An 18,632-nucleotide genomic window follows, 5' to 3' on the forward strand; every position below is an offset into this window, starting at 1 on the left:
GAACCCTTCCGACGACGTAAGAGGAACCATGTCCCACCAACCGACCGCCGGCACCCTGACCAGCGTCGAACAGCGCGGCATCGAACCCGTGCCCACCGCCGAACGGACCGGCAGTTCCGGAGCGCTGTTCTGGGTCTGGTTCGCGGCGAACATCTCGATCCTCGGGCTGCCGCTCGGCGCCACCCTCGTGGCCTTCCAGCACCTCAACGTCTGGCAGGCGCTGCTGGTCGCCGTGATCGGTGCTGCCGGCTCGTTCGCGCTCGTCGGGGTGATCTCGATCGCGGGTCGTCGCGGCGGTGCACCCGGACTCACCCTGAGCCGCGCGGTGTTCGGCGTCCGGGGCAACATCGGCCCGACGTTCGTCTCGCTGCTGTCGCGGCTCGGCTGGGAGACGGTGAACACCACGACCGCCGCGTTCGTCCTGCTCTCGCTCTTCACGATCCTGTTCGGCACGGACGGCGACGCGAAGCACACCCCACTGCTGACGGTCGTCGCCATCCTGGTGTTCGTCGTCGCGACGGTGCTGATCTCCGGCCTCGGTCACGCCTTCATCGTCGCCGTGCAGAAGTGGGCGACCTGGGTGTTCGGCGCGCTCAACGTGTTCGTGGCCGTGTTCCTGGTCCTGCGCGTCGACTGGGACGTGGTCGGGAGCGCGCCGGCCGGCCCGTTCGCCGCGATGGCAATCGGGATCGGCACCATCGCCGCCGGCACCGGGATCGGCTGGGCGACCGCGGGCGCGGACATCGCGCGCTACACGAAGACGAGCGTCCGGGCCTCGAAGCTGGTCGCTGCGAGCGCCGCCGGCGCGGGCATCCCGCTCGTGCTGCTGGTCGGCCTCGGCGCCCTGGTGTCGGCCGGTGACCCGACGCTGGCCCGGGCCGGGGACCCGGTCGCCGCGATCCGCGACCTGCTGCCGGGGTGGATGGCGATCCCGTACCTGATCGCCGCGTTCGGCGGCCTGCTGCTCTCGAACCACCTGTCGGTCTACTCGGCGAGCCTGACGACGCTGACCCTCGGCATCAAGGTCCCCCGCGTGTGGGCGGTGACGGTGGACGTCGTCGTGACCTTCCTCGGCGCCATGTACTTCATGCTCGTGGCCGACGGCTTCTACGCGCCGTTCATCACCTTCATCTCGGTGCTGGCCGTCCCGATCACCGCATGGCTCGGGGTGTTCATCGCCGACATCACCCGGCGCACCTGGTACGACCCGACCGCGCTGCTCGACCTGCGGGCCGGCGGCCGCTACTGGTACTCCGGCGGCATCGCGTGGCGCGCCGTCATCGCCTGGGCCGTCGCGATCGTCGTCGGGTTCCTGTTCACGAGCGTGCAGGTCGGTGACGCCGACCCGGTGTTCGTCGGCGCGTTCTCGAGCACGTGGATCGGCGCGAACGGACTCGGGTGGGTCGTCACCTTCGTCGTCGCTGCCGCCGTCTACCTGCTGAGCGGGGGTCCGAAGGGCCTGCTGCACGAGCAGGCCGACGAGTCCGCGCCGCTGACGTTCGCCGGTCGCCGCTGATGCCCCGGCTGGTCTCCGTCGGCAACGTCATCGTCGACCTGGTGATGCGGGTGGGTGCGCTCCCCGAGCCCGGCGGCGACGTGATCGCCTCGTCGTCGGACATCACGGCGGGCGGTGGCCTGAACACGATGGTCGCCGCCCGGCGCGACGGGATGGAGGTCGTCTTCGGCGGCCAGTTCGGCACCGGACCCTTCGGCGACGTCGTCCGTCGCGCACTCGTCGACGCCGACGTGCAGGTCGTGCAGCCCGGCATCGACGACGTGGACAGCGGGTACTGCGTCGCGCTCGTCGACGCATCGACCGAGCGCACCTTCGTCACGTCCGTCGGCGCGGAGGGGCGGCTCGGACCGGCTGACCTGGCCCGCATCGCGCTGCGGGACGACGACACGCTGTTCGTCTCCGGCTACGGCCTCGCGCACGCCGAGAACGGCGCCGCCATCGCCGACTGGTTGCCGACGGTGCCGGCGTCGGTGCGCGTGGTGCTGGACCCGTCACCGCTCGTCGACACGCTCGACCCGGCGGTACTCGGCCCCGTCAGGGCACGTGCGGACGTGCTGTCCACGAACGCCCGGGAGGCCCGGCTCCTGTCCCCGACGTCGGCCGACCTGCGGCAGGCGGTCACCGCCATGGCCGCCGGGGCGCGCGGCGCCGTGCTGGTCCGTGACGGCGGGGCCGGGTGCTGGGTGGCCGACCGGTCGCTGCCGGACGGTCCGGTCCTGGTGCCGGGCTTCCCGGTCGCGGCGGTCGACACGAACGGCGCCGGCGACGCACACGGCGGCGTCCTGGTCGCCGCGTTGACCCGCGGTGAGCCGGTCCTCGACGCGGTCCGGCGTGCGAACGCGGCCGCGGCGATCGCGGTGTCCCGCCTCGGCCCGGCGACGGCACCCACGCGGGCCGAGACCGATGCCTTCCTCGCCGCACACCCGGCCTGACCCGCGCGCCGGACCGGTGCCGGGCCTCCCGTCCCGCCTTCCTGGCCCGCCGGGGGACAGCCGGCTGACGGGGCCGGGAGGCGCCGCTGCGTACCGTCGAGGACATGACGGACCAGCAGATCGACCAGTACACGATGCAGGACCCGACCAAGCTCTACGCGGACAAGAAGCCCGACGAGCAGTACCTGTCGGGTGCCGGCACCGACGAGGAGATGGCGCAGAACGTGCCGGCCGACCACGGCGAGGACACCTACCGCGGCTCCGGTCGGCTCGAGGGCCGCAAGGCACTCGTCACCGGAGGCGACTCGGGCATCGGCGCGGCCGTCGCCATCGCCTACGCCCGCGAGGGCGCCGACGTCGCCATCGGCTACCTCCCCGAGGAGCAGGAGGACGCCGACCGCATCATCGGGCTCATCGAGGCCGCCGGTCGCAAGGCCGTCGCGATCCCCGGCGACATCACCTCGCTCGAGTTCTGCGAGCACCTCGTCGCGACCGCCGTGCAGGAGCTCGGTGGCCTGGACATCCTGGTCAACAACGCGGGCAAGCAGCAGAACGTCGACGACATCACGAAGATCTCCGACGAGGAGTTCGACGAGACCTTCAAGACGAACGCCTACGCGACGTTCCGCATCACGAAGGCCGCCGCCCCGCACCTGAAGCCGGGTTCGACGATCATCAACACGACCTCGATCCAGGCGTACGCGCCGTCGCCGCACCTGGTGCACTACGCGGCCACGAAGGCGACCGTGAACAACCTGGCGAAGGGCCTGGCCGCGCAGCTCGCGCCGAAGGGCATCCGCGTCAACGCGGTCGCACCGGGCCCGATCTGGACCCCGCTGCAGCCGGCCGGCGGCCAGCCGCCGGAGGCCCTGCCCTCGGCCGGTGAGCAGACCTACCTCGGTCGCTGGGGCCAGCCCGCCGAGCTCGCGCCGGCGTTCGTGTTCCTGGCGAGCGGCGAGTCGTCGTACGTCGTGGGCGAGACGCTGCACGTCGACGGCGGCATGCCGACGCCGTAGGGCGCTGGCGCCGACGGCGCGCACAGCACCACGCAACGGACACAGCACCGCGGATCGCCGCGGTGCTGTGTCCGTTCTGCAGTTCCGTCGAGCCGCCGGCCCGATGTCGAACGCCTCAGCCGACCCCGCAGCTCCGGGCCATGCGCTCGAGGAGCTCGCGCGCGGACAGCGCCGCAGCCAGTTCGACCTCGACCGGGTTGATGCCGAACGCCCGCTCGAGCCGTCGGCGCTCGGCCTGCGCGGCGACCGGGACCTCGGGACGCTGCGGCAGCACGGCGATGGCGTGTGCCGCGGCGTCGAACGCACCCTGCGGACGCCCGAGTTGCTGCCACATCGTGCGGACGTCGTGCGCGACCTGGTCGGGGTCGCCGCCGAACTCGAAGCCGGCGGAGGCCATCGTCGCCAGGCCCTGGGCGGTGGGGTGGTCCGGGGTCATGCCCGCATCGTCACACAGGACGCCGGGAACGCGCCAGGGGGTCGACCAGCGCCGGTCCTCCTTCCTGCCGACCCCCGTACCGGGGATTCTGTTCCACCCCGCGAACCGCTTGGATGGGTCGAGCGGACAGGACGTCCGCGATCGGACACGGGTCCCGCTGACGTCGACCCGCCGTCCCGGATCGACGGAGGGCATGATGCTCGAGGACACCAGCGCGGACACCGCGGCAGCCGCCGCCGCTGCCGCGACCCTGCACCTGCGGATCACGATCGTCGGGACCACCGTCGACCTGCTCCGCGACGTGCCGTTCCACGAGGCGAGGCCCGAAGCCGTCGCCGAGCGGCTCGACATCACGGTGGAGGAGCTCCGGCAGCACTTCCCGTCGTGGGACGGCCTGGTCCTCGCCGCCCTGGACCGCTGGAACGGCACCCGCATGGACGAGGTCGCACGTGAGGTCGGGGACGGCACCACAGTGCAGCTCCTCCGGGCGATCGTCGCCTCGAACGCCGACGACCCGGCACTGATGCGGTTGCTCGTCGCGCTGCTGTCGGTCGCCGGCAACGCGGCGCACCCGATGTCGTCCTACCTGCGCTCGCGGTACCAGCTCTTCTTCGCGCAGATCAAGCGCGGGCTCGAGCACGACGTCGCCGTCGGCCGTGCTCCGCACACGATGGACCCCCGGCGCGGCGCGGAGCAGCTCATCGCGCTGTACGAGGGGCTGCAGCTGCAGGCGCTCCTGCGGGCCGACCTCGACCTCGTGCCGGCGTTCGACCGGGCCGTGGCGCGGCTCGAGCGCGGCTGGATGGAGCGGTACCAGCCCCAGGCCGCGCGTCGACTGTCCACGTGGTCCGACGACGGCTGGGACCTGTAGCGCGGTCCCGCTGGCCGCGGAACGCGACGCTGGACCGTCGCCGAGACCCGCTCGCGTAGTCCTGGTGGTCAACCGAACGAGGAGCCCCCATGGCAACGCCGAACCCGATCCAGATCCAGAAGTACCTGAGCGGCATCGACTACCCCGCCTCGAAGGACGACATCGTGTCGACCGCCGAACAGCAGGGTGCTGAGGGCGACGTCCTGGACGCGCTCAAGGGCATCCCGGACGGCGAGTACGACGCCCCGACCGCCGTCTCGAGCGCCGTCTCCGACGCGAGCTGACCGGCACCGCGACCCCTCGGGCGCTCAGTGCGTCCGGGGGAGTCGCGGGACGGTCCCGTTGCCCGGGTCGTACCCGCTGTCCCGGATGACCCGCAGCGCGGTGGTGTCGCTGTGGACCGAGTGCACCACGACCCGACGGGTCCGCCGGAGTGCACGCCGGGCCCCCGGGGTCGCGAAGAGGCCGCCGAGCACGAGACCGGCCCCGATGCCGAGCGCGACGGACACCGCGGCGACGAAGTCGAGTGCCGCGCTCGAGGTCCCCGACATGAAGTTCAGCAGCGCGTTGGACACCGCGACACCGGGCAGCAGAGCGCCGCAGAACGCCGGGACCGAGATCGCCGACACCGCCGTCCGCATCCGGACCGCGGCGTAGGTCGACAGGACACCGAGCAACACCGCGGCGAGGAACGTCGCGCCGAGCAGTGGGAGTCCGAGCTGCCGGAGTCCCCAGAGTGACGCCCCGGCGGCGACCGAGAACACGACGGCGACGGGGATGACGCGGGCGCTGGCCTGCTGCACGAAGCAGTTCGCCGCCGCGGACACCACCGTCAACGACAGGGACGCCCAGAGCGGCAGGGTCTGCGTGACGATGCCCGACGGGTCCACCTCGAGGTGCAGCCACTTCGTCAGCGCGATCCCCGCGGGCACCCCGACCACGATGGCGGCGATCACCAGCCCGATGTAGAACGCCCGGGCCACGGCCATCGCCCGGAACCCGGAGATCGCGTCCTGTGCCCAGGTGACCAGCGCCACGTGCGGCAGGAGCAGGACCACCAGTGCGGCGACCATCGTGGCGGCGCCCGCGGGCTGCAGCACCCCGGCGCCGATCGCGAGCGTGCCGATCACCGACGCGACGGCTCCCTGCGCTCCCGAGACGAAGAACTGGGGGTAGCCGCGGCCGGTCAACCAGCGGCCGGACACGATGATCCCCAGCATGAGCACGAAGGCGCCGACGCCGGCGCGCCACCCGCCACCGGCCTGCATCGCCACCGAGGTGCCGAGGACCGAGAGCCCGACGTCGGCGACCCACGTCGGCCACCGCGAGGGCATCCGCAGCACCGCGACCAGGGCGCTGACCGCCGAGGTCATGTCGCGCTCGTCGTGGATGACGTCGTCGACGATCTGGTTCGCCCACGCCAGCCGGTTGAGGTCCGACCCGTCCGACCGCACCGTGCGCATCTTGACAAGCGCCGGGCCCTCGGCCGGGGCGTACTGGATCGTCACGGAGCTGCCTGAGAAGTCGAGTTCGAGCGGCGCCAGGTTCCACTTCGTCGCCACGGCGACCAGCGCGATCTCGACGCTGCGCGTGTCGGCACCCGAGGCGAGCATCACCTCGGCGACGTCGAGGCAGAAGTCGACGATCTGCACCGCCGTGTACTGGGCGGCGGCCTGGCGGTCCGGCTCGACGTGCTCGTAGATCGAGCCCCGGAGCCGCGCGCGGATGTCCCGCAGGTCGTGCTGCGCGACGCTGCGGGCGCGCGGGCGGTGCGGTGGACGAGGGGGGCGGCCCGTCCGGGGTGCTGGCTGGAGCGGATCGGGCATCACGCCATTGTGCCTGGCGCCCGCCACCGCGTCCTCCACGCGCGCTGGACGCTCGGCTAGCGTGGCCGGCATGACGTCGACGTCGGAGGACACCGCCCGCGCGCTGCTGGCCGATCTCGATCCCGGGGCCACCCACCTCGACGTGGACGCGCTCCTGCGCGCGGCCGGGTGGACGCCGTCCGGGGTGGGCGACTGGGCCTGGGCGCTCCGGTCACCGGACGGCGGTGTCGTCGCGCGGATCAGTCCGTTCGACCCCGCGGGGCCGTACGCGGCGATGCTCTACCGGATCGCGTCCGACACCGGGCAGGTGCCGGCGCTGTTCGCCCACCGGGTCCTCGACGGCGGTGGTGACCTGATCCTGATGGAGCCGTTGTCGTCGGTGCCGGAAGCCGAGGCGGCGACGTTCCTGGCGTCGGTCGTGGTCGGTTCGCCTGCGGTCGGAGCGCTCGCACACCACCTCCACCAGGTCCACGCCCGCGGTGCTGCCGAGCAGCCGTGGTGGGGTCCACTCGACGACAACCCGGCGAACGTGATGCGGGGTGCCGACGGCCGCCTCGTGCTGACCGACCCCTACTACGCGGACGGACCGGACCTGTACCGCACGGTGCTCGAGGACCCGGACCGCGTCGTCCGGGCCTTCCCCGCGGACCGTCGACGGTTCATGACGGAGCTGCCGCTGGCCGGCTCCGGCGGGTGGGCCGCTGGCGAGGCGGAGCGGATGCGCGCGGCGCTCGCCGCGGCGGATGCCCGGCTCAGCGCGGGCGACGGACGCTGAGGCGTCCGGCAGCGAAGGCGGCGGCGACTGCTCCGGCAACGGCGAGGCCGACACCGGTCCACAGCTGCCAGTCGATGGTGCCCGCGACGAACGCGTAGTCGGACAGCGGGGCGTACGCGTACCAGCCGGACGAGGGGCGTGGCGTGGTGGCCGCCACGACGACGCCGGCGACGACGGCCGCCAGGCCGAGCCACAGCGTCACGTGGGTCCAGGTGCGGGGGCGGGCCGTCATGCTCTCGAGGGTACTGAGAGACGGACAGGAGGCGCGGTGCCAGCCGGCACCGCGCCTCCTGTCCGTCAGGTGGTGACGACTACTGCTCGAACGTCGCGTTCAGCGAGATGTCGACACCGGTGAGCGCCTTGCTGACGGGGCAGGTCGCCTTGGCGTCCTCGGCGGCCTTCTGGAAGGCGGCCTCGTCGATCCCGGAGACCTCGCCGTGGACGGTCAGCACGATGCCGGTGAGCTTGAACCCGCCGGCGCTGTCCGGGCCGAGCGAGACGTCGGCCTTGACGTCGAGGGCTTCGACGGTGCCGCCGGCTTCGCCGAGGACCGCGGAGAATTGCATCGCGTAGCAGGCGGAGTGCGCTGCGGCGATGAGTTCCTCGGGGCTGGTGGTGCCGTTCGCGTCCTCGGCAGCGCGCTTCGGGAACGACACGTCGTAGGTGCCGACCTTCGAGCTGGAGAGTTCGACCTGGCCGGAGCCGTCGTTCAGGCCACCGTTCCAGGCGGTACGTGCGGTGCGCGTGGGCATGCCGTTCCTTTCGTCGTGGGGGTGCGGCCGATCGGCCTCGCCAGAGCCGAGTCAATCGGAGAACGACCGTTCTCGCAACCCGCTCTCGGTGAAGACGCAGGCTCGGTACGACCCCGGCCCGGCCGACGCGTCCCTGTCCGGTCTCCGCACGCCTCGGAGTGAACGACAGGTGTAGTTTTGCGGGCATGCGTGCAGTCGTCTTCGAGCGGTACCAGACCTTCCCCTCCCTGACCGAGGTCCCGAAGCCGACACCCGGTCCGGGTGAGGTCCTGCTGCGGGTCGCCGGAGCCGGCGCCTGCCACTCCGACGTCGCCGTGTACCGCGAGTTCCAGCAGGGACAGCCCGGTGCGCAGGCACCCGCGTTCACCCTGGGGCACGAGAACTCCGGGTGGGTCGAATCCGTCGGGGACGGTGTGACGGGCTTCACCGAGGGCGACGCCTACTTGGTCTACGGCCCGACCGGGTGCGGCCACTGCACCTTCTGCTCGAAGGGGCAGGACACCTACTGCGTGAACGCCGCCACCAACCCGGCGGCGGGCATCGGCCTGGGGCGCGACGGCGGGATGGCCGAGTACGTGACCGTCCCGGCGCGCAACCTCGTGCCGCTCGGCGACGCGGACCCGATCGCCGCCGCACCCCTCAGCGACGCCGGCCTGACGCCGTACCACGCGATCAAGAACGCCCTGCCGAACCTGGCCGGGGGCGGACGCTTCGCCCTGGTCGTCGGCCTCGGCGGCCTCGGCCAGATCGCCGTGCAGATCCTGACGGCACTGACCGGCGCGACGGTCATCGCGACCGACATGAAGCAGGACGCGATGGACCGCGCTGCCGAGCGCGGCGCGGTCACGGTCCCCGGCGGTCCCGACCAGGCGGACCGCATCCGCGAGGTCACCGGTGGCCGAGGCGTCGACGCGGCGTTCGACTTCGTCGGGGCGGCACCCACGATCCGGGTCGCGCAGGCGTCGATGGCCGTGGGCGGGCGGTTCACGGTGGTCGGGATCGCGGGCGGCACCACGGAGTGGAACTTCTTCTCGACGCCGTACGAGTCGACGATCACGAACACGTACTGGGGAACGATCGAGGACCTGCACGAGGTCGTCGCGATGTACCGCGCGGGGCAGATCGTGCCGGACGTCGAGCGGTACTCGATGGACGACGCACTCGAGGCGTACCGGAAGCTCGAGGCCGGCGAACTGTCCGGCCGGGCGGTCGTGGTCCCCTCGGCCTGACCCCTCCTGCACGTCAGGAGCCTCCGGACCACCCCCGCAACTGGGGCTGTGTCGCGCCGTCGGCACTTGTGACGATCGTTCGGCAGCGCGAACAGGGCGCGCTGCCAACGACCCGCACCGGGTCGGCGGCCCGCGCCGTTCTCCGCGGGAGCAGGGGAACCATGCGCAGGACCCACATCTGGACCAGGACCGTCACCGCCGTCACCGCGGTGGCGATCGCGCTCGCCGGCGCGCTCGTCGTCGCGGCACCGGCGCAGGCAGCCACCTACACGGCACTTCTGCCCGCCGGCTCGAAGCTCTACCCCGGTGACTCGGTGACGAGTCCGAACGGGCAGTACCGCGTGGTCATGCAGGGCGACGGCAACCTGGTCGAGTACGGGATCGGGAACGTCGTCATGTGGGCGTCGAACACCGCGAACAAGCCCGGGGCCGTCGCGGTGGCGCGCAAGGACGGCTACCTGGTGCTCACGATGAACGGCGTCATCTTCGCCAAGTGGGGTCCGAACGGGTACACCTCGAAGGGCTTCTCGGTCGAAGCGGACGGGTCGATGCGCACGACGGACACCGCGGGTGCCGTGCGCTGGCAGATCGCGTCGTTCCAGGGCCGGGTCCCCGCCGGCACCGTCCTGACCGCGGGCACGACGCTCCGCACGGACGCCAGCACCTCATGCGTGCTGACGATGCAGGCCGACGGCAACCTGGTGCAGTACACGAACGGCCGGGCGACGTGGTCGACGAGGACCTACCGGAACCCGGGGGCCTGGACCGCGGTGCAGGCCGACGGCAACCTGGTCGTCTACCGCGCCGACCGCAAGGCGATCTGGTCGACCAAGACCTACCGGGCCGGTGGCGGGCAGCTGCTCCTGCAGGTCGACGGCAACGTCGTGCTCTACGGCAAGGCCGGCACCAGGGTCTGGTCCGCCAAGCCGATCAGCACGATGCAGTGGCCGGTCGTCAGCCGCGTCATCAGCGGCCGCTACGGCGACGACCGCGGCGCCGGGCACGTCCCGCGCTACCACCAGGGCACCGACGCCGCCGTGCCGATCGGGACGCCGGTGTACTCGTCCGGTCCCGGCACCGTCACGAAGACCGTCGCGAACGACCCGTCCTACGGCAACTACGTCGTGGTGACCTACGGCGTGACGACCGTGCTGACGGCGCACCTCAGCAAGATCGAGGTGACGACGGGCCAGACGGTCGGTGCCGAGCAGGAGATCGCGAAGTCGGGCAACACCGGCCAGTCGACCGGGCCGCACGTGCACGTCGAGACGCGGGTGAACGGGAACCTGGTGGACCCGCTGACGGTCCTGCAGTTCCGCTGACGGTCCTGCAGTTCCGCTGACGTTCCTGCCTTCCCGCCGCCCTCCGGTTCAGGCCGTCGGGGCGACTGACCGCAGCTCGGCGGCCCGGTTCGACGACGACCGGGCGGCGTACCCGATACGGCTCTCGCGGACGTGCCACCCCATGCGCTCCGCGGCCTGCTCGACGTCGCCGGCGTCGATCGCAGCCAGGATCCGGCGGTGGTCCGGCCACAGCCGCTTGCCGCGCGACGCGGTGTCGAGCGCGTACAGCCACTCGATCTTCCGGGACAGTTGCACGAGCAGGGTCGCGAGCGTGGTGCTCCCCGACAGCTCGGCGACCAGGAAGTGGAAGCGCTCGTTGAGCTCGACGAGCAGGTCGAGTTCGTCGCGCTCGACGGCGGCGTCACCCGCGTCGAGCACCGTCCCGAGCTCGCGTCGGACACGCCACCAGTCCTCGGGCGGGGCGTCGGCGTCGAACAGGGTGCGCGCACGGACGGCGGCGCGGCGGGCGGTGGCGATCTCCAGCGACTCGCGGACGGCGAACAGGTCGTCGGCCTCGTCGAAGGGGATCTCGGCGATCCGGGACCCGGCGTTCGGTCGGGACACCACGAAGCCCTCGCCCTCGAGCCCGCGCAGGGCTTCGCGGACGGGCACCCGCGAAACGCCGTAGCGCTCCGCGAGGAAGGCCTCGGTCACACGGGTGCCCGGCTGCAGGGCACCCGCCACGATGTCGCGACGGATCGCGTCGAGGACCCCGCCACCGTTCAGCACGTGGGACAGCGTCTCACGCCGCGGTCGGTGCCAGGCCCCGGCCCGCCCCCGGGACGACGCAGTGCGTCGAGCAGGTCCGTCACGCGGCGGCCTCGGTCAGACCCTGGCCCGCCACCGGGACGACGCAGTGCGTCGAGCAGGTCCGTCACGCGGCGGCCTCGGCCAGCCCCCGGCCCGGGATCGCCTCGAGCAGGTCGCGCGTGTACTGCTCCCGCGGTGCGTCGAACACCGCCCGCACCGAGCCCCGTTCGACGACCCTGCCGCGCCGCATCACCACGACGTCGTCGGCGATCCGCCGGACCACGCCGAGGTCGTGCGTGATGAACAGGTAGCTCAGCCCGAGCCGGTCCTGCAGCTCGTCGAGCAGGGACAACACCTGCTCCTGCACCAGGACGTCGAGGGCCGACACCGCCTCGTCGAGGATGAGCACCTCGGGCTCGAGGGCGAGCGCACGGGCGATGGCCACGCGCTGCCGCTGCCCGCCGGAGAGCTCGTTCGGCCGCAGCTGCGCGACCGATCGCGGGAGTGCGACCTGGTCGAGCAGCGTCGCGACCCGCTCGGTCCGGGTGTCGCGGTCACCCACGCCGAACACCCGCAGCGGTTCGTCGATGATCCGCTCGATGGTCGACGTCGGGTCGAGGGACCCGTAGGGGTCCTGGAACACCGGCTGCACGCGCCGTCGGATCGCCCGTCGTTCGGCTCCGCGCGCCGTCCCGATGGCGTGGCCGTCGATGAGCGCCGTGCCGGAGGTCGGTAGCTCGAGTCCGAGCAGGATCCGAGCGACCGTGGTCTTGCCGGATCCGGACTCGCCCACCACGGCGGTGGTCGTGCCCCGCCGCACCGAGAACGAGACCCCGTCCGATGCCCGGAGCGTCCCCGCGCCGCGCCCGCGCAGCTTGTACTCCTTGACCAGGTCCGACACGACGAGGACCGGCTCCCCGCGACCGGTCGGCTCGGCGGGGGCGGCCGACAGCGCCGGGGCCGCCGCGATGAGCCGCTTGGTGTACTCGTGCTGCGGGTCGCGGAGGATCGCCTCGGGAGCGCCCTGCTCGACGACCTCGCCGTCGAGCATCACCACGATCCGGTCGGTCCGGTCGGCCGCGACACCCAGGTCGTGCGTGACGAACAGCAGCGTGGTGCCGTGCTGGTCGACGAGGGTCTGCAGGTGGTCGAGGATCTGCCGCTGCACCGTGACGTCGAGCGCGCTGGTCGGCTCGTCCGCGATGAGCAGCTCCGGTTGCCGTGCCAGGGCGATCGCGATGAGGATCCGCTGCCGCATCCCACCGGAGAACTCGTGCGGGTACTGGTCCGCGCGCCGACCGGCCTCGGGGATCCCGGCCTCGGTCATGAGCGCCACCACGCGGTCGCGGACGGTTCGACGGCCGCGCAGCCCACCGGCCCGGAGCGTGTCGGCGATCTGCGCGCCGACCCGCATCGCCGGGTTGAGGTTCGTCGACGGGTCCTGCGGCACCAGCCCGATCCGGCCGCCGCGCACCGGGCGCATCACGGACTCGTCCGCGGTGCCGATGTCGACGGGTCCCAGGTGGATCGACCCGCCCGTGATGTGTCCGGCTCCGGGCAGCAGCCGCAGCACGGCCGCGATGAGCGTCGACTTGCCGGATCCGGACTGGCCGACGATCGCGACGCGCTCGCCGCGGCGGACGTCCAGGTCGACGCCGTGCAGCACCTCGCGCTCGCCGAACGCGACCCGCAGGTCGCGGACCGACAGCAGGGGCTCGCGGTGGTCGACGGACGGGAGGCCCGGCTCGGCCCCGGTGGGTGTGCTGCGGTCGTCAGCGTCCTGTGGCATGGCCCTGTGCTCCTCTGGGGTTGGCGGCGGCGCCCAGGACGCCGGTGGCGGGATCGCGCGTCACGCACGACAGGCGGCCGAGCGACCAGTCGCCGGCGCGGGTGACGACGTGGCCGAGGTCCTCGAGCCCGGCGATCACGTCGTCGCCGAGGCGGTCCTCGACGACCAGGCCGCCGGGGGTCCACGTGCGGGGCCAGAACGACCCCGGGAACGACGTGGTGTGCAGGGCCGGTGCGTCGATGGCTTGCTGCGGGGAGTACCCGCCGACGATGGTCCGCAGCAGGAACAGCAGCTGCCACTGGTCCTGCTGGTCGCCGCCGGGGGAGCCGAGCGCCGTGACGGGTTCACCGTCGCGCAGCACGAGCGTCGGGGTGAGCGTGGTGCGGGGGCGCTCGCCGGGACGGAGCGTCGAGGCCGTGCCCTCCTCGAGCCAGGTCATCTGCAGGCGGGTGCCCAGGCAGAACCCGAGCTCGGGGATCGTCGGCGAGGACTGCAGCCAGCCGCCGGACGGGGTCGCGCTGATCATGTTGCCCCAGCGGTCCACGACGTCGATGTGGACCGTGTCGCCGCGCGTCTCGCCGGTCTCCATCACGATCGGCTCGCCGCGGTCCTCGTGCAGGGCATCGTCCTCGGCCGGGGCCGCGACGGCGCTGCCGCGTGCTCCGGGGACCGTGGGCTCACCCACGCCGGCGATCGGCTCGCCGCCGGGCGTGTAGGTCTCACGGAGCGGCGGCAGCGCACCCGCGGCGACCCCGACGATGCCAGGCCGGAGCTCGTGCGAGGCGCGTTCGCCGATCAGTGCGCGTCGGGTGTCCGAGTAGTCGTCGGCGAGCAGCTGGTCCATCGGGACGTCGCCGTCGCCGTAGTACGCCTCGCGGTCGGCGAGGGCGAGCTTCTGCGCCTCGACGATCGTGTGCGCTCCCCGCACGGTGGACGGGTCGAGCAGGGCGTCGTCGAGCGGGTCGAGCAGCCGCAGCGTCTGCAGCAGCGCCGGTCCCTGGCCCCACGGACCGGTCTTCGCGATCGTGTGACCACGGAACTCGGCGGTCGTCGCCGGCTCGTACGACGCCCGGAACGCGGCCATGTCGCCCGCGCGGATCACGCCCGCGTGGTCGGTGCCCGAGGCGTGGCGGTGCGGAGCGCGCACGAAGCGGTCGACGGCCTCGGCGACGAAGCCCGTCGCCCACGCGTCACGCGCCGCGTCGATCCGCGCCGCGCGGTCCGCCGGACCGTTGCCCGTGTGACCGGAGCCGGCGTCGACCAAGCGGTCGAGCACTGCGGCCCAGGTCTCGTTGCGGATGACGGTCCCGGGGGCCGGCACCGCGCCTCCCGGCATCCACCGGTCGGCCGACGTCGGCCAGTGGTCCTGGAACAGGCCCTGCACCGTCGCGATCGTCGCGGCCACGCGCGGCGCGACGGGGTGGCCGTCGCGTGCGTACCGGACGGCGTAGGCGAGCACGTCGGCGAGCTCCCACGTGCCGTGGTCGCGGAGCAGCAGGAACCAGGCGTCGACGGCGCCGGGGACGGCGGCGGCGAGTGCTCCCGCTCCGGGGACCAGGTCGAGCCCCTCGGCGCGGAAGTGCTCGGGCGTCGCTGCGGCGGGGGCGGGGCCCTGGCCCGACAGGACCGTCGGGACCCGGTCGGCGGCGGTCGCGAACACGGCCGTCATGTCGCCGCCGGGCCCGTTCAGGTGTGGCTCGACGACGTGCAGGACGAACGCGCCGGCGACGGCGGCGTCGAACGCGTTCCCACCGCGTTCCAGCACGGACTGCGCGGTGGCCGCGGCGGTCCAGTGCGTCGCGGCGGCCATGCCGAACGTGCCCTGCAGGTCCGGTCTCGTCGTCTCGACACGGGGTTCGACGAAGGCGGGGTTGGTGCTCATTGTGCTACTTCCGGTCGGAGGCGGTGGGATCGAGGGCGTCGCGCAGGGCGTCCCCGAACAGGTTGAAGCCGAGGCAGATGACGGCGATCGCGACTCCCGGCACCACGGCGGCCCACGGTGCCTGGCCGAGGTACTGCTGTGCGTCGGAGAGCATGATGCCGAGGCTCGGCGTCGGCGGCTGGATGCCGAGCCCCAGGAACGACAGCAGGGCCTCGCCGATGACCGCGACCGGCATGATCACCGTGGCCTGCACGATGATCGCCGACAGGCAGTTCGGCAGGACGTGCTGCGCGATGATCCGCGCGCCACCGGCGTCGAGCGTCTTCGCGCTCGTGACGAAGTCGGCGCTCGTGATCCGCAGCGTCTCACCGCGGACGATCCGGATCATGGCGGGGACGTGCGAGACGCCGATCGCGATGACGGCGTTCGACAGGCTCGGTCCGCTGATCGCGGCGAGGCCCACCGCGATGATCAGGAACGGGAACGCCAGGGCCACGTCGGTCAGCCGCGAGATCACGGCGTCGAGCCACTTCCAGTACCCGGCGAGCAGGCCGAGCGGCGTGCCGATGACGACCGACACCAGCACGGACAGCGCCCCGACGACGAGTGACACCTGGACGCCGTACAGGGTGCGCGACAGGATGTCCCGGCCGAGGTCGTCGGTGCCCAGGCCGAAGCCGACCGTGAAGGGCACCTGGAACGGCAGGTCGAAGTGGGTCCGCGTCGGGTCGTGGGGTGCGACGAGCGGTGCGGTGAGGGCCGCGAGCACCACGACCGCGAGCATGACGCCCCCGGTCAGCCCGAGGCGGTTCGACCGCACCTGCTGCCACACGCGTCCCCGGCTGCTGCCGAGGTCGGTCAGTGCGATTGCGGTCACTGGGTGCCTCCCACGCGGATCTTCGGGTTGATGACCGAGTACAGGACGTCGACGGCCAGGTTGATGAGCACGTAGCCGACCGTGATGACGAGCACCACGGCCTGGATCACGGGGTAGTCACGGGTGAACACCGCGTCGAGCGTGAGCTTGCCGAAGCCGGGCAGCGCGAAGATGCGCTCGGTCACGACCGCACCCGAGATGAGCCCGCCGAGCTGCAGCCCGACGATCGTGACGACCACGATCATCGAGTTCCGCAGGCCGTACCGGAACAGCACCCGCCCACGGCTCAGCCCCTTCGCGCGCGCCGTGCGGACGAAGTCGGTCTTCATCGTCTCGATCATCGACGCGCGGGTCTGGCGCATGATCACCGCGGCCAGCGACGTGCCGAGGATGAGCGCCGGCAGGGTCAGGTGGTAGATCGCGCTCGCCGGGTTCGTCGTCATCGGCACGTGGCCCGACGCGGGGAACCAGCCCAGGCCGGCGGCCAGCCAGACGATGGCCAGGATCCCGAGCCAGAAGTTCGGCACGGACAGGCCGACCAGCGCTGCGGCGTTCGCCATCCACTCGGGCCAGCGGCCGCGGTACCGCTCGGCGATGGTGCCGAGGGCCACGCCCACGACGACCGCGACGACGATGGCGTAGAGCGCGAGCCACAGCGTGACAGGGAGCGTCCCGCCCAGCAGTTCGGTGACCGGGGTGCCCGTGCGGGTGGAGCGGCCGAAGTCCCCCTGCAGCGCGTTCACCACGAAGCGCCAGTACTGCACGACGATCGAGTCGTCCAGGCCGAGCTGCTGGCGGACCACGGCCAGACGCTCGGGGCTCGCCTCCTCGCCGGCGAGGGCGAGCGCCGGGTCGCCCGGCAGCTGCCGCACGCCGACGAACACCACGATCGAGGCGAGCACGAGGGTGATCGCGGACTGCCAGAGCCGCGTGGTCACGTACCGGATCACTTCGAACCACCTTCCACGAACGCGGCCTGGCTGAGCCGGACCACGCCGTCTGCGTACGTCGAGACGCCCGCGATGTCGTTGCGGACGCCGGTGATGCTCCGGGTCCGGTAGAGGTAGATGACCGGGTCGTCCCGCTGCACGATCGTCGTCATCTCGCCGTACAGGGCGGCACGCTCCTGTTCGTCGGTGGCCTGTGCGGCGCGGTCGATCAGGTCGTCCACCTCGGGGTTGCTGTACCCGGCGTAGTTGTTGCCGCCGCCCGTCGCCAGGAACCCGCCGATGTTGCCGTGCGGGTCGACGCGGCCCGACCAGCCGAGCTGCAGGGCCTGGAAGTCGCCGCGCGTCTGGTCGTCGAGCAGCGTCGTGTACTCGACGGGGGTGATCGTGATCGCGAACCCGCCGGCGCGAGCCTGCGACTGCAGGGCCTGGGCGAACCGGACCGTGTCGGGGGTGTTCGTCACCTCCATCTCGATCGGGAACGGCTGCTGCACGCCGGCCTTCGCCAGGATCTGCTTCGCCCGGTCCGGGTCGTACGCCGGGCATGCCTTGCTGGCGGTCGTCGCGAACACGCTCGTGTTCGAGATCGGCGAGCAGGCGACGTCCGCCCACCCGTGGAAGACGCTCTGGACGAGTTCGGCGCGGTTGATCGACATCGACAGGGCGCGTCGCACGTCGGCGCGCTTCGCCAACGGGGTGTCGATCTGCTCCGGGTCGGTCCCGACGCCGTCCTGGTTGCCGATGTTCACGGTGATGCCCTGGTAGCCCAGCGACCCGACGCGCAGCACGGACAGGTCCTTGCGGGTGCGCAGGTCGTCGACGTCCTGGGTGGAGACCGTGTCCGCGACCTGCACGTCGCCGGACTTCAGGTTGGCGGCACGGATGCTGGCGTCGGTGATGATCCGGTACGTGATCGTGTCGAAGTGCGCTGAGCCGGGGTCGTGGTACTCCGGGTCCCGCTCGACCTGGATCGAGGTCTGCGGGACGCGCTTGACGAACTTGTACGGGCCGACGCACACCGGGGCGTCCCCGAACGCATCGCCCTCCTGCTGCAGCGCCGTCGGGGACATGACCATGCCTGCCCGGTCCGCCAGCGCCGCCGTGATCGGGGCGAAGGGCGTGTCGTAGTGCAGCCGCACCGTCTGGTCGTCGACCGCCTCGACGCTCGACACCGGGCCCATCTCGCTCTTCCGGCTCGAGTCGGCCTTCGTCAGGTTGCGCTCGAGTGTCGTGACGACCGCAGCCGCGTCGAACGGGGTGCCGTCGGCGAAGCGCACGCCCGTGCGGACCGGGAACGTGACGGTCTTGCCGCCGTCGGTCACGGTCGGCAGCGCCGTCGCGAGCATCGGGACGATCGTGCCCTCGGCGTCGATGTCGTAGAGCTTCTGGCACATCGTCTCCATGACGTACCGGGTGTACAGCGACGACGAGGTCGTGGGGTCGAGGCGGTCGGGCTCGGCCGAGAGCGCCATGACGAGGTCGCCGCCCTCCCGCACCTGCTGGTCGCCGATGGGGGTCGTGGTGACGGTGCCGGCGGTGGTGCCCCCGGCCTTCGAGCGTTGGACGGGGACGCACGCCGTCAGGGCGAGCGTCGCGGCGATGACGACGGCGGGCAGCGCGATGAGGGTGCGGCGGCGCCGGGAGCTGATCGGGGACATGGAGTTCCTGATGCTGGGAGGTGCGTGGCGTTC

At 72.3% G+C, this 18,632-nt stretch carries 18 protein-coding genes; 8 read left to right on the top strand and 10 right to left on the bottom strand.

The window, feature by feature from the left end; translation table 11 throughout:
• The first annotated feature begins 28 nt into the window (after positions 1 to 28).
• From DEJ13_RS01465 to DEJ13_RS01475, 3 genes are all read left to right on the top strand, one after another.
• Entirely contained in the window at positions 29 to 1,516 is a 1,488-nt protein-coding gene (locus tag DEJ13_RS01465; protein ID WP_056126403.1) for a purine-cytosine permease family protein, read from the top strand.
• Positions 1,516 to 2,448 carry a PfkB family carbohydrate kinase gene (locus DEJ13_RS01470; RefSeq protein WP_111107075.1) on the top strand — a complete coding sequence of 311 codons (933 nt, stop codon included), beginning with the start codon at positions 1,516 to 1,518 and terminating at the stop codon, positions 2,446 to 2,448. Before DEJ13_RS01465 ends, DEJ13_RS01470 begins: the two co-directional genes overlap by 1 nt.
• Before the next feature lie 104 nt (positions 2,449 to 2,552).
• Positions 2,553 to 3,464, top strand: a complete 912-nt coding sequence (locus DEJ13_RS01475) for an SDR family oxidoreductase (protein ID WP_111107074.1) — start codon at positions 2,553 to 2,555, stop codon at positions 3,462 to 3,464.
• A 115-nt stretch (positions 3,465 to 3,579) separates the two neighbouring features.
• Here DEJ13_RS01475 and DEJ13_RS01480 read toward each other — a convergent pair whose 3' ends face one another.
• A complete protein-coding gene (locus DEJ13_RS01480; RefSeq protein ID WP_056126398.1) occupies positions 3,580 to 3,900 on the bottom strand; it encodes a hypothetical protein in 321 nt (106 codons plus the stop codon).
• 196 nt (positions 3,901 to 4,096) lie between these two features.
• Here DEJ13_RS01480 and DEJ13_RS01485 point away from each other — a divergent pair, with 196 nt between their 5' ends.
• Positions 4,097 to 4,771 carry a TetR/AcrR family transcriptional regulator gene (locus DEJ13_RS01485; RefSeq protein WP_220037591.1) on the top strand — a complete coding sequence of 225 codons (675 nt, stop codon included), beginning with the start codon at positions 4,097 to 4,099 and terminating at the stop codon, positions 4,769 to 4,771.
• A gap of 89 nt (positions 4,772 to 4,860) precedes the next feature.
• Complete coding sequence (locus DEJ13_RS01490; RefSeq protein WP_056126391.1) at positions 4,861 to 5,055, top strand: DUF2795 domain-containing protein; 195 nt, start codon at positions 4,861 to 4,863, stop codon at positions 5,053 to 5,055.
• A gap of 24 nt (positions 5,056 to 5,079) precedes the next feature.
• Here DEJ13_RS01490 and DEJ13_RS01495 read toward each other — a convergent pair whose 3' ends face one another.
• A complete protein-coding gene (locus tag DEJ13_RS01495) occupies positions 5,080 to 6,597 on the bottom strand; it encodes a threonine/serine exporter family protein (protein WP_111107073.1) in 1,518 nt (505 codons plus the stop codon).
• A 70-nt stretch (positions 6,598 to 6,667) separates the two neighbouring features.
• Between DEJ13_RS01495 and DEJ13_RS01500 the strand changes: the two genes are divergently transcribed.
• Positions 6,668 to 7,372, top strand: a complete 705-nt coding sequence (locus tag DEJ13_RS01500) for a hypothetical protein (protein WP_146245247.1) — start codon at positions 6,668 to 6,670, stop codon at positions 7,370 to 7,372.
• Here the strand turns inward: DEJ13_RS01500 and DEJ13_RS01505 are convergent.
• Both DEJ13_RS01505 and DEJ13_RS01510 read right to left on the bottom strand, forming a co-directional pair.
• Positions 7,350 to 7,604: a hypothetical protein gene (locus DEJ13_RS01505; RefSeq protein WP_056126385.1), complete on the bottom strand. Its 255-nt coding sequence runs from the start codon at positions 7,602 to 7,604 to the stop codon at positions 7,350 to 7,352. The genes DEJ13_RS01500 and DEJ13_RS01505 overlap by 23 nt on opposite strands.
• 79 nt (positions 7,605 to 7,683) lie before the next feature.
• Positions 7,684 to 8,124, bottom strand: coding sequence for an OsmC family peroxiredoxin (locus tag DEJ13_RS01510; RefSeq protein WP_056126383.1), 441 nt, complete (start codon positions 8,122 to 8,124; stop codon positions 7,684 to 7,686).
• A 185-nt stretch (positions 8,125 to 8,309) separates the two neighbouring features.
• Between DEJ13_RS01510 and DEJ13_RS01515 the strand changes: the two genes are divergently transcribed.
• Both DEJ13_RS01515 and DEJ13_RS01520 read left to right on the top strand, forming a co-directional pair.
• On the top strand, positions 8,310 to 9,353 hold the full coding sequence (locus tag DEJ13_RS01515) for an NAD(P)-dependent alcohol dehydrogenase (RefSeq protein WP_111107071.1): 1,044 nt from the start codon (positions 8,310 to 8,312) through the stop codon (positions 9,351 to 9,353).
• Positions 9,354 to 9,514: 161 nt separating this feature from the next.
• Positions 9,515 to 10,675 (top strand): peptidoglycan DD-metalloendopeptidase family protein, encoded by a 1,161-nt coding sequence (locus DEJ13_RS01520; protein WP_111107070.1) that lies wholly within the window; start codon positions 9,515 to 9,517, stop codon positions 10,673 to 10,675.
• Positions 10,676 to 10,723: 48 nt separating this feature from the next.
• On the opposite strand, the gene DEJ13_RS01525 is transcribed toward DEJ13_RS01520, so the two are convergent.
• The 6 genes from DEJ13_RS01525 to DEJ13_RS01550 all read right to left on the bottom strand — a co-directional run bounded on the left by DEJ13_RS01525 (position 10,724) and on the right by DEJ13_RS01550 (position 18,599).
• Positions 10,724 to 11,425, bottom strand: a complete 702-nt coding sequence (locus tag DEJ13_RS01525; protein WP_235515575.1) for a GntR family transcriptional regulator — start codon at positions 11,423 to 11,425, stop codon at positions 10,724 to 10,726.
• Between the two features lie 145 nt (positions 11,426 to 11,570).
• On the bottom strand, positions 11,571 to 13,235 hold the full coding sequence (locus tag DEJ13_RS01530) for a dipeptide ABC transporter ATP-binding protein (RefSeq protein ID WP_111107069.1): 1,665 nt from the start codon (positions 13,233 to 13,235) through the stop codon (positions 11,571 to 11,573).
• Positions 13,219 to 15,117, bottom strand: coding sequence for a gamma-glutamyltransferase family protein (locus DEJ13_RS01535; RefSeq protein WP_111107068.1), 1,899 nt, complete (start codon positions 15,115 to 15,117; stop codon positions 13,219 to 13,221). Before DEJ13_RS01535 ends, DEJ13_RS01530 begins: the two co-directional genes overlap by 17 nt.
• 4 nt (positions 15,118 to 15,121) lie before the next feature.
• Positions 15,122 to 15,994: an ABC transporter permease gene (locus DEJ13_RS01540; protein WP_111107067.1), complete on the bottom strand. Its 873-nt coding sequence runs from the start codon at positions 15,992 to 15,994 to the stop codon at positions 15,122 to 15,124.
• Positions 15,991 to 16,944 (bottom strand): ABC transporter permease, encoded by a 954-nt coding sequence (locus tag DEJ13_RS01545; RefSeq protein ID WP_111107066.1) that lies wholly within the window; start codon positions 16,942 to 16,944, stop codon positions 15,991 to 15,993. Before DEJ13_RS01545 ends, DEJ13_RS01540 begins: the two co-directional genes overlap by 4 nt.
• On the bottom strand, positions 16,941 to 18,599 hold the full coding sequence (locus DEJ13_RS01550; RefSeq protein WP_111107065.1) for an ABC transporter substrate-binding protein: 1,659 nt from the start codon (positions 18,597 to 18,599) through the stop codon (positions 16,941 to 16,943). Before DEJ13_RS01550 ends, DEJ13_RS01545 begins: the two co-directional genes overlap by 4 nt.
• Between the last annotated feature and the right edge of the window lie 33 nt (positions 18,600 to 18,632).

Source organism: Curtobacterium sp. MCLR17_007 (genome assembly GCF_003234655.2).
GTDB lineage: Bacteria > Actinomycetota > Actinomycetes > Actinomycetales > Microbacteriaceae > Curtobacterium.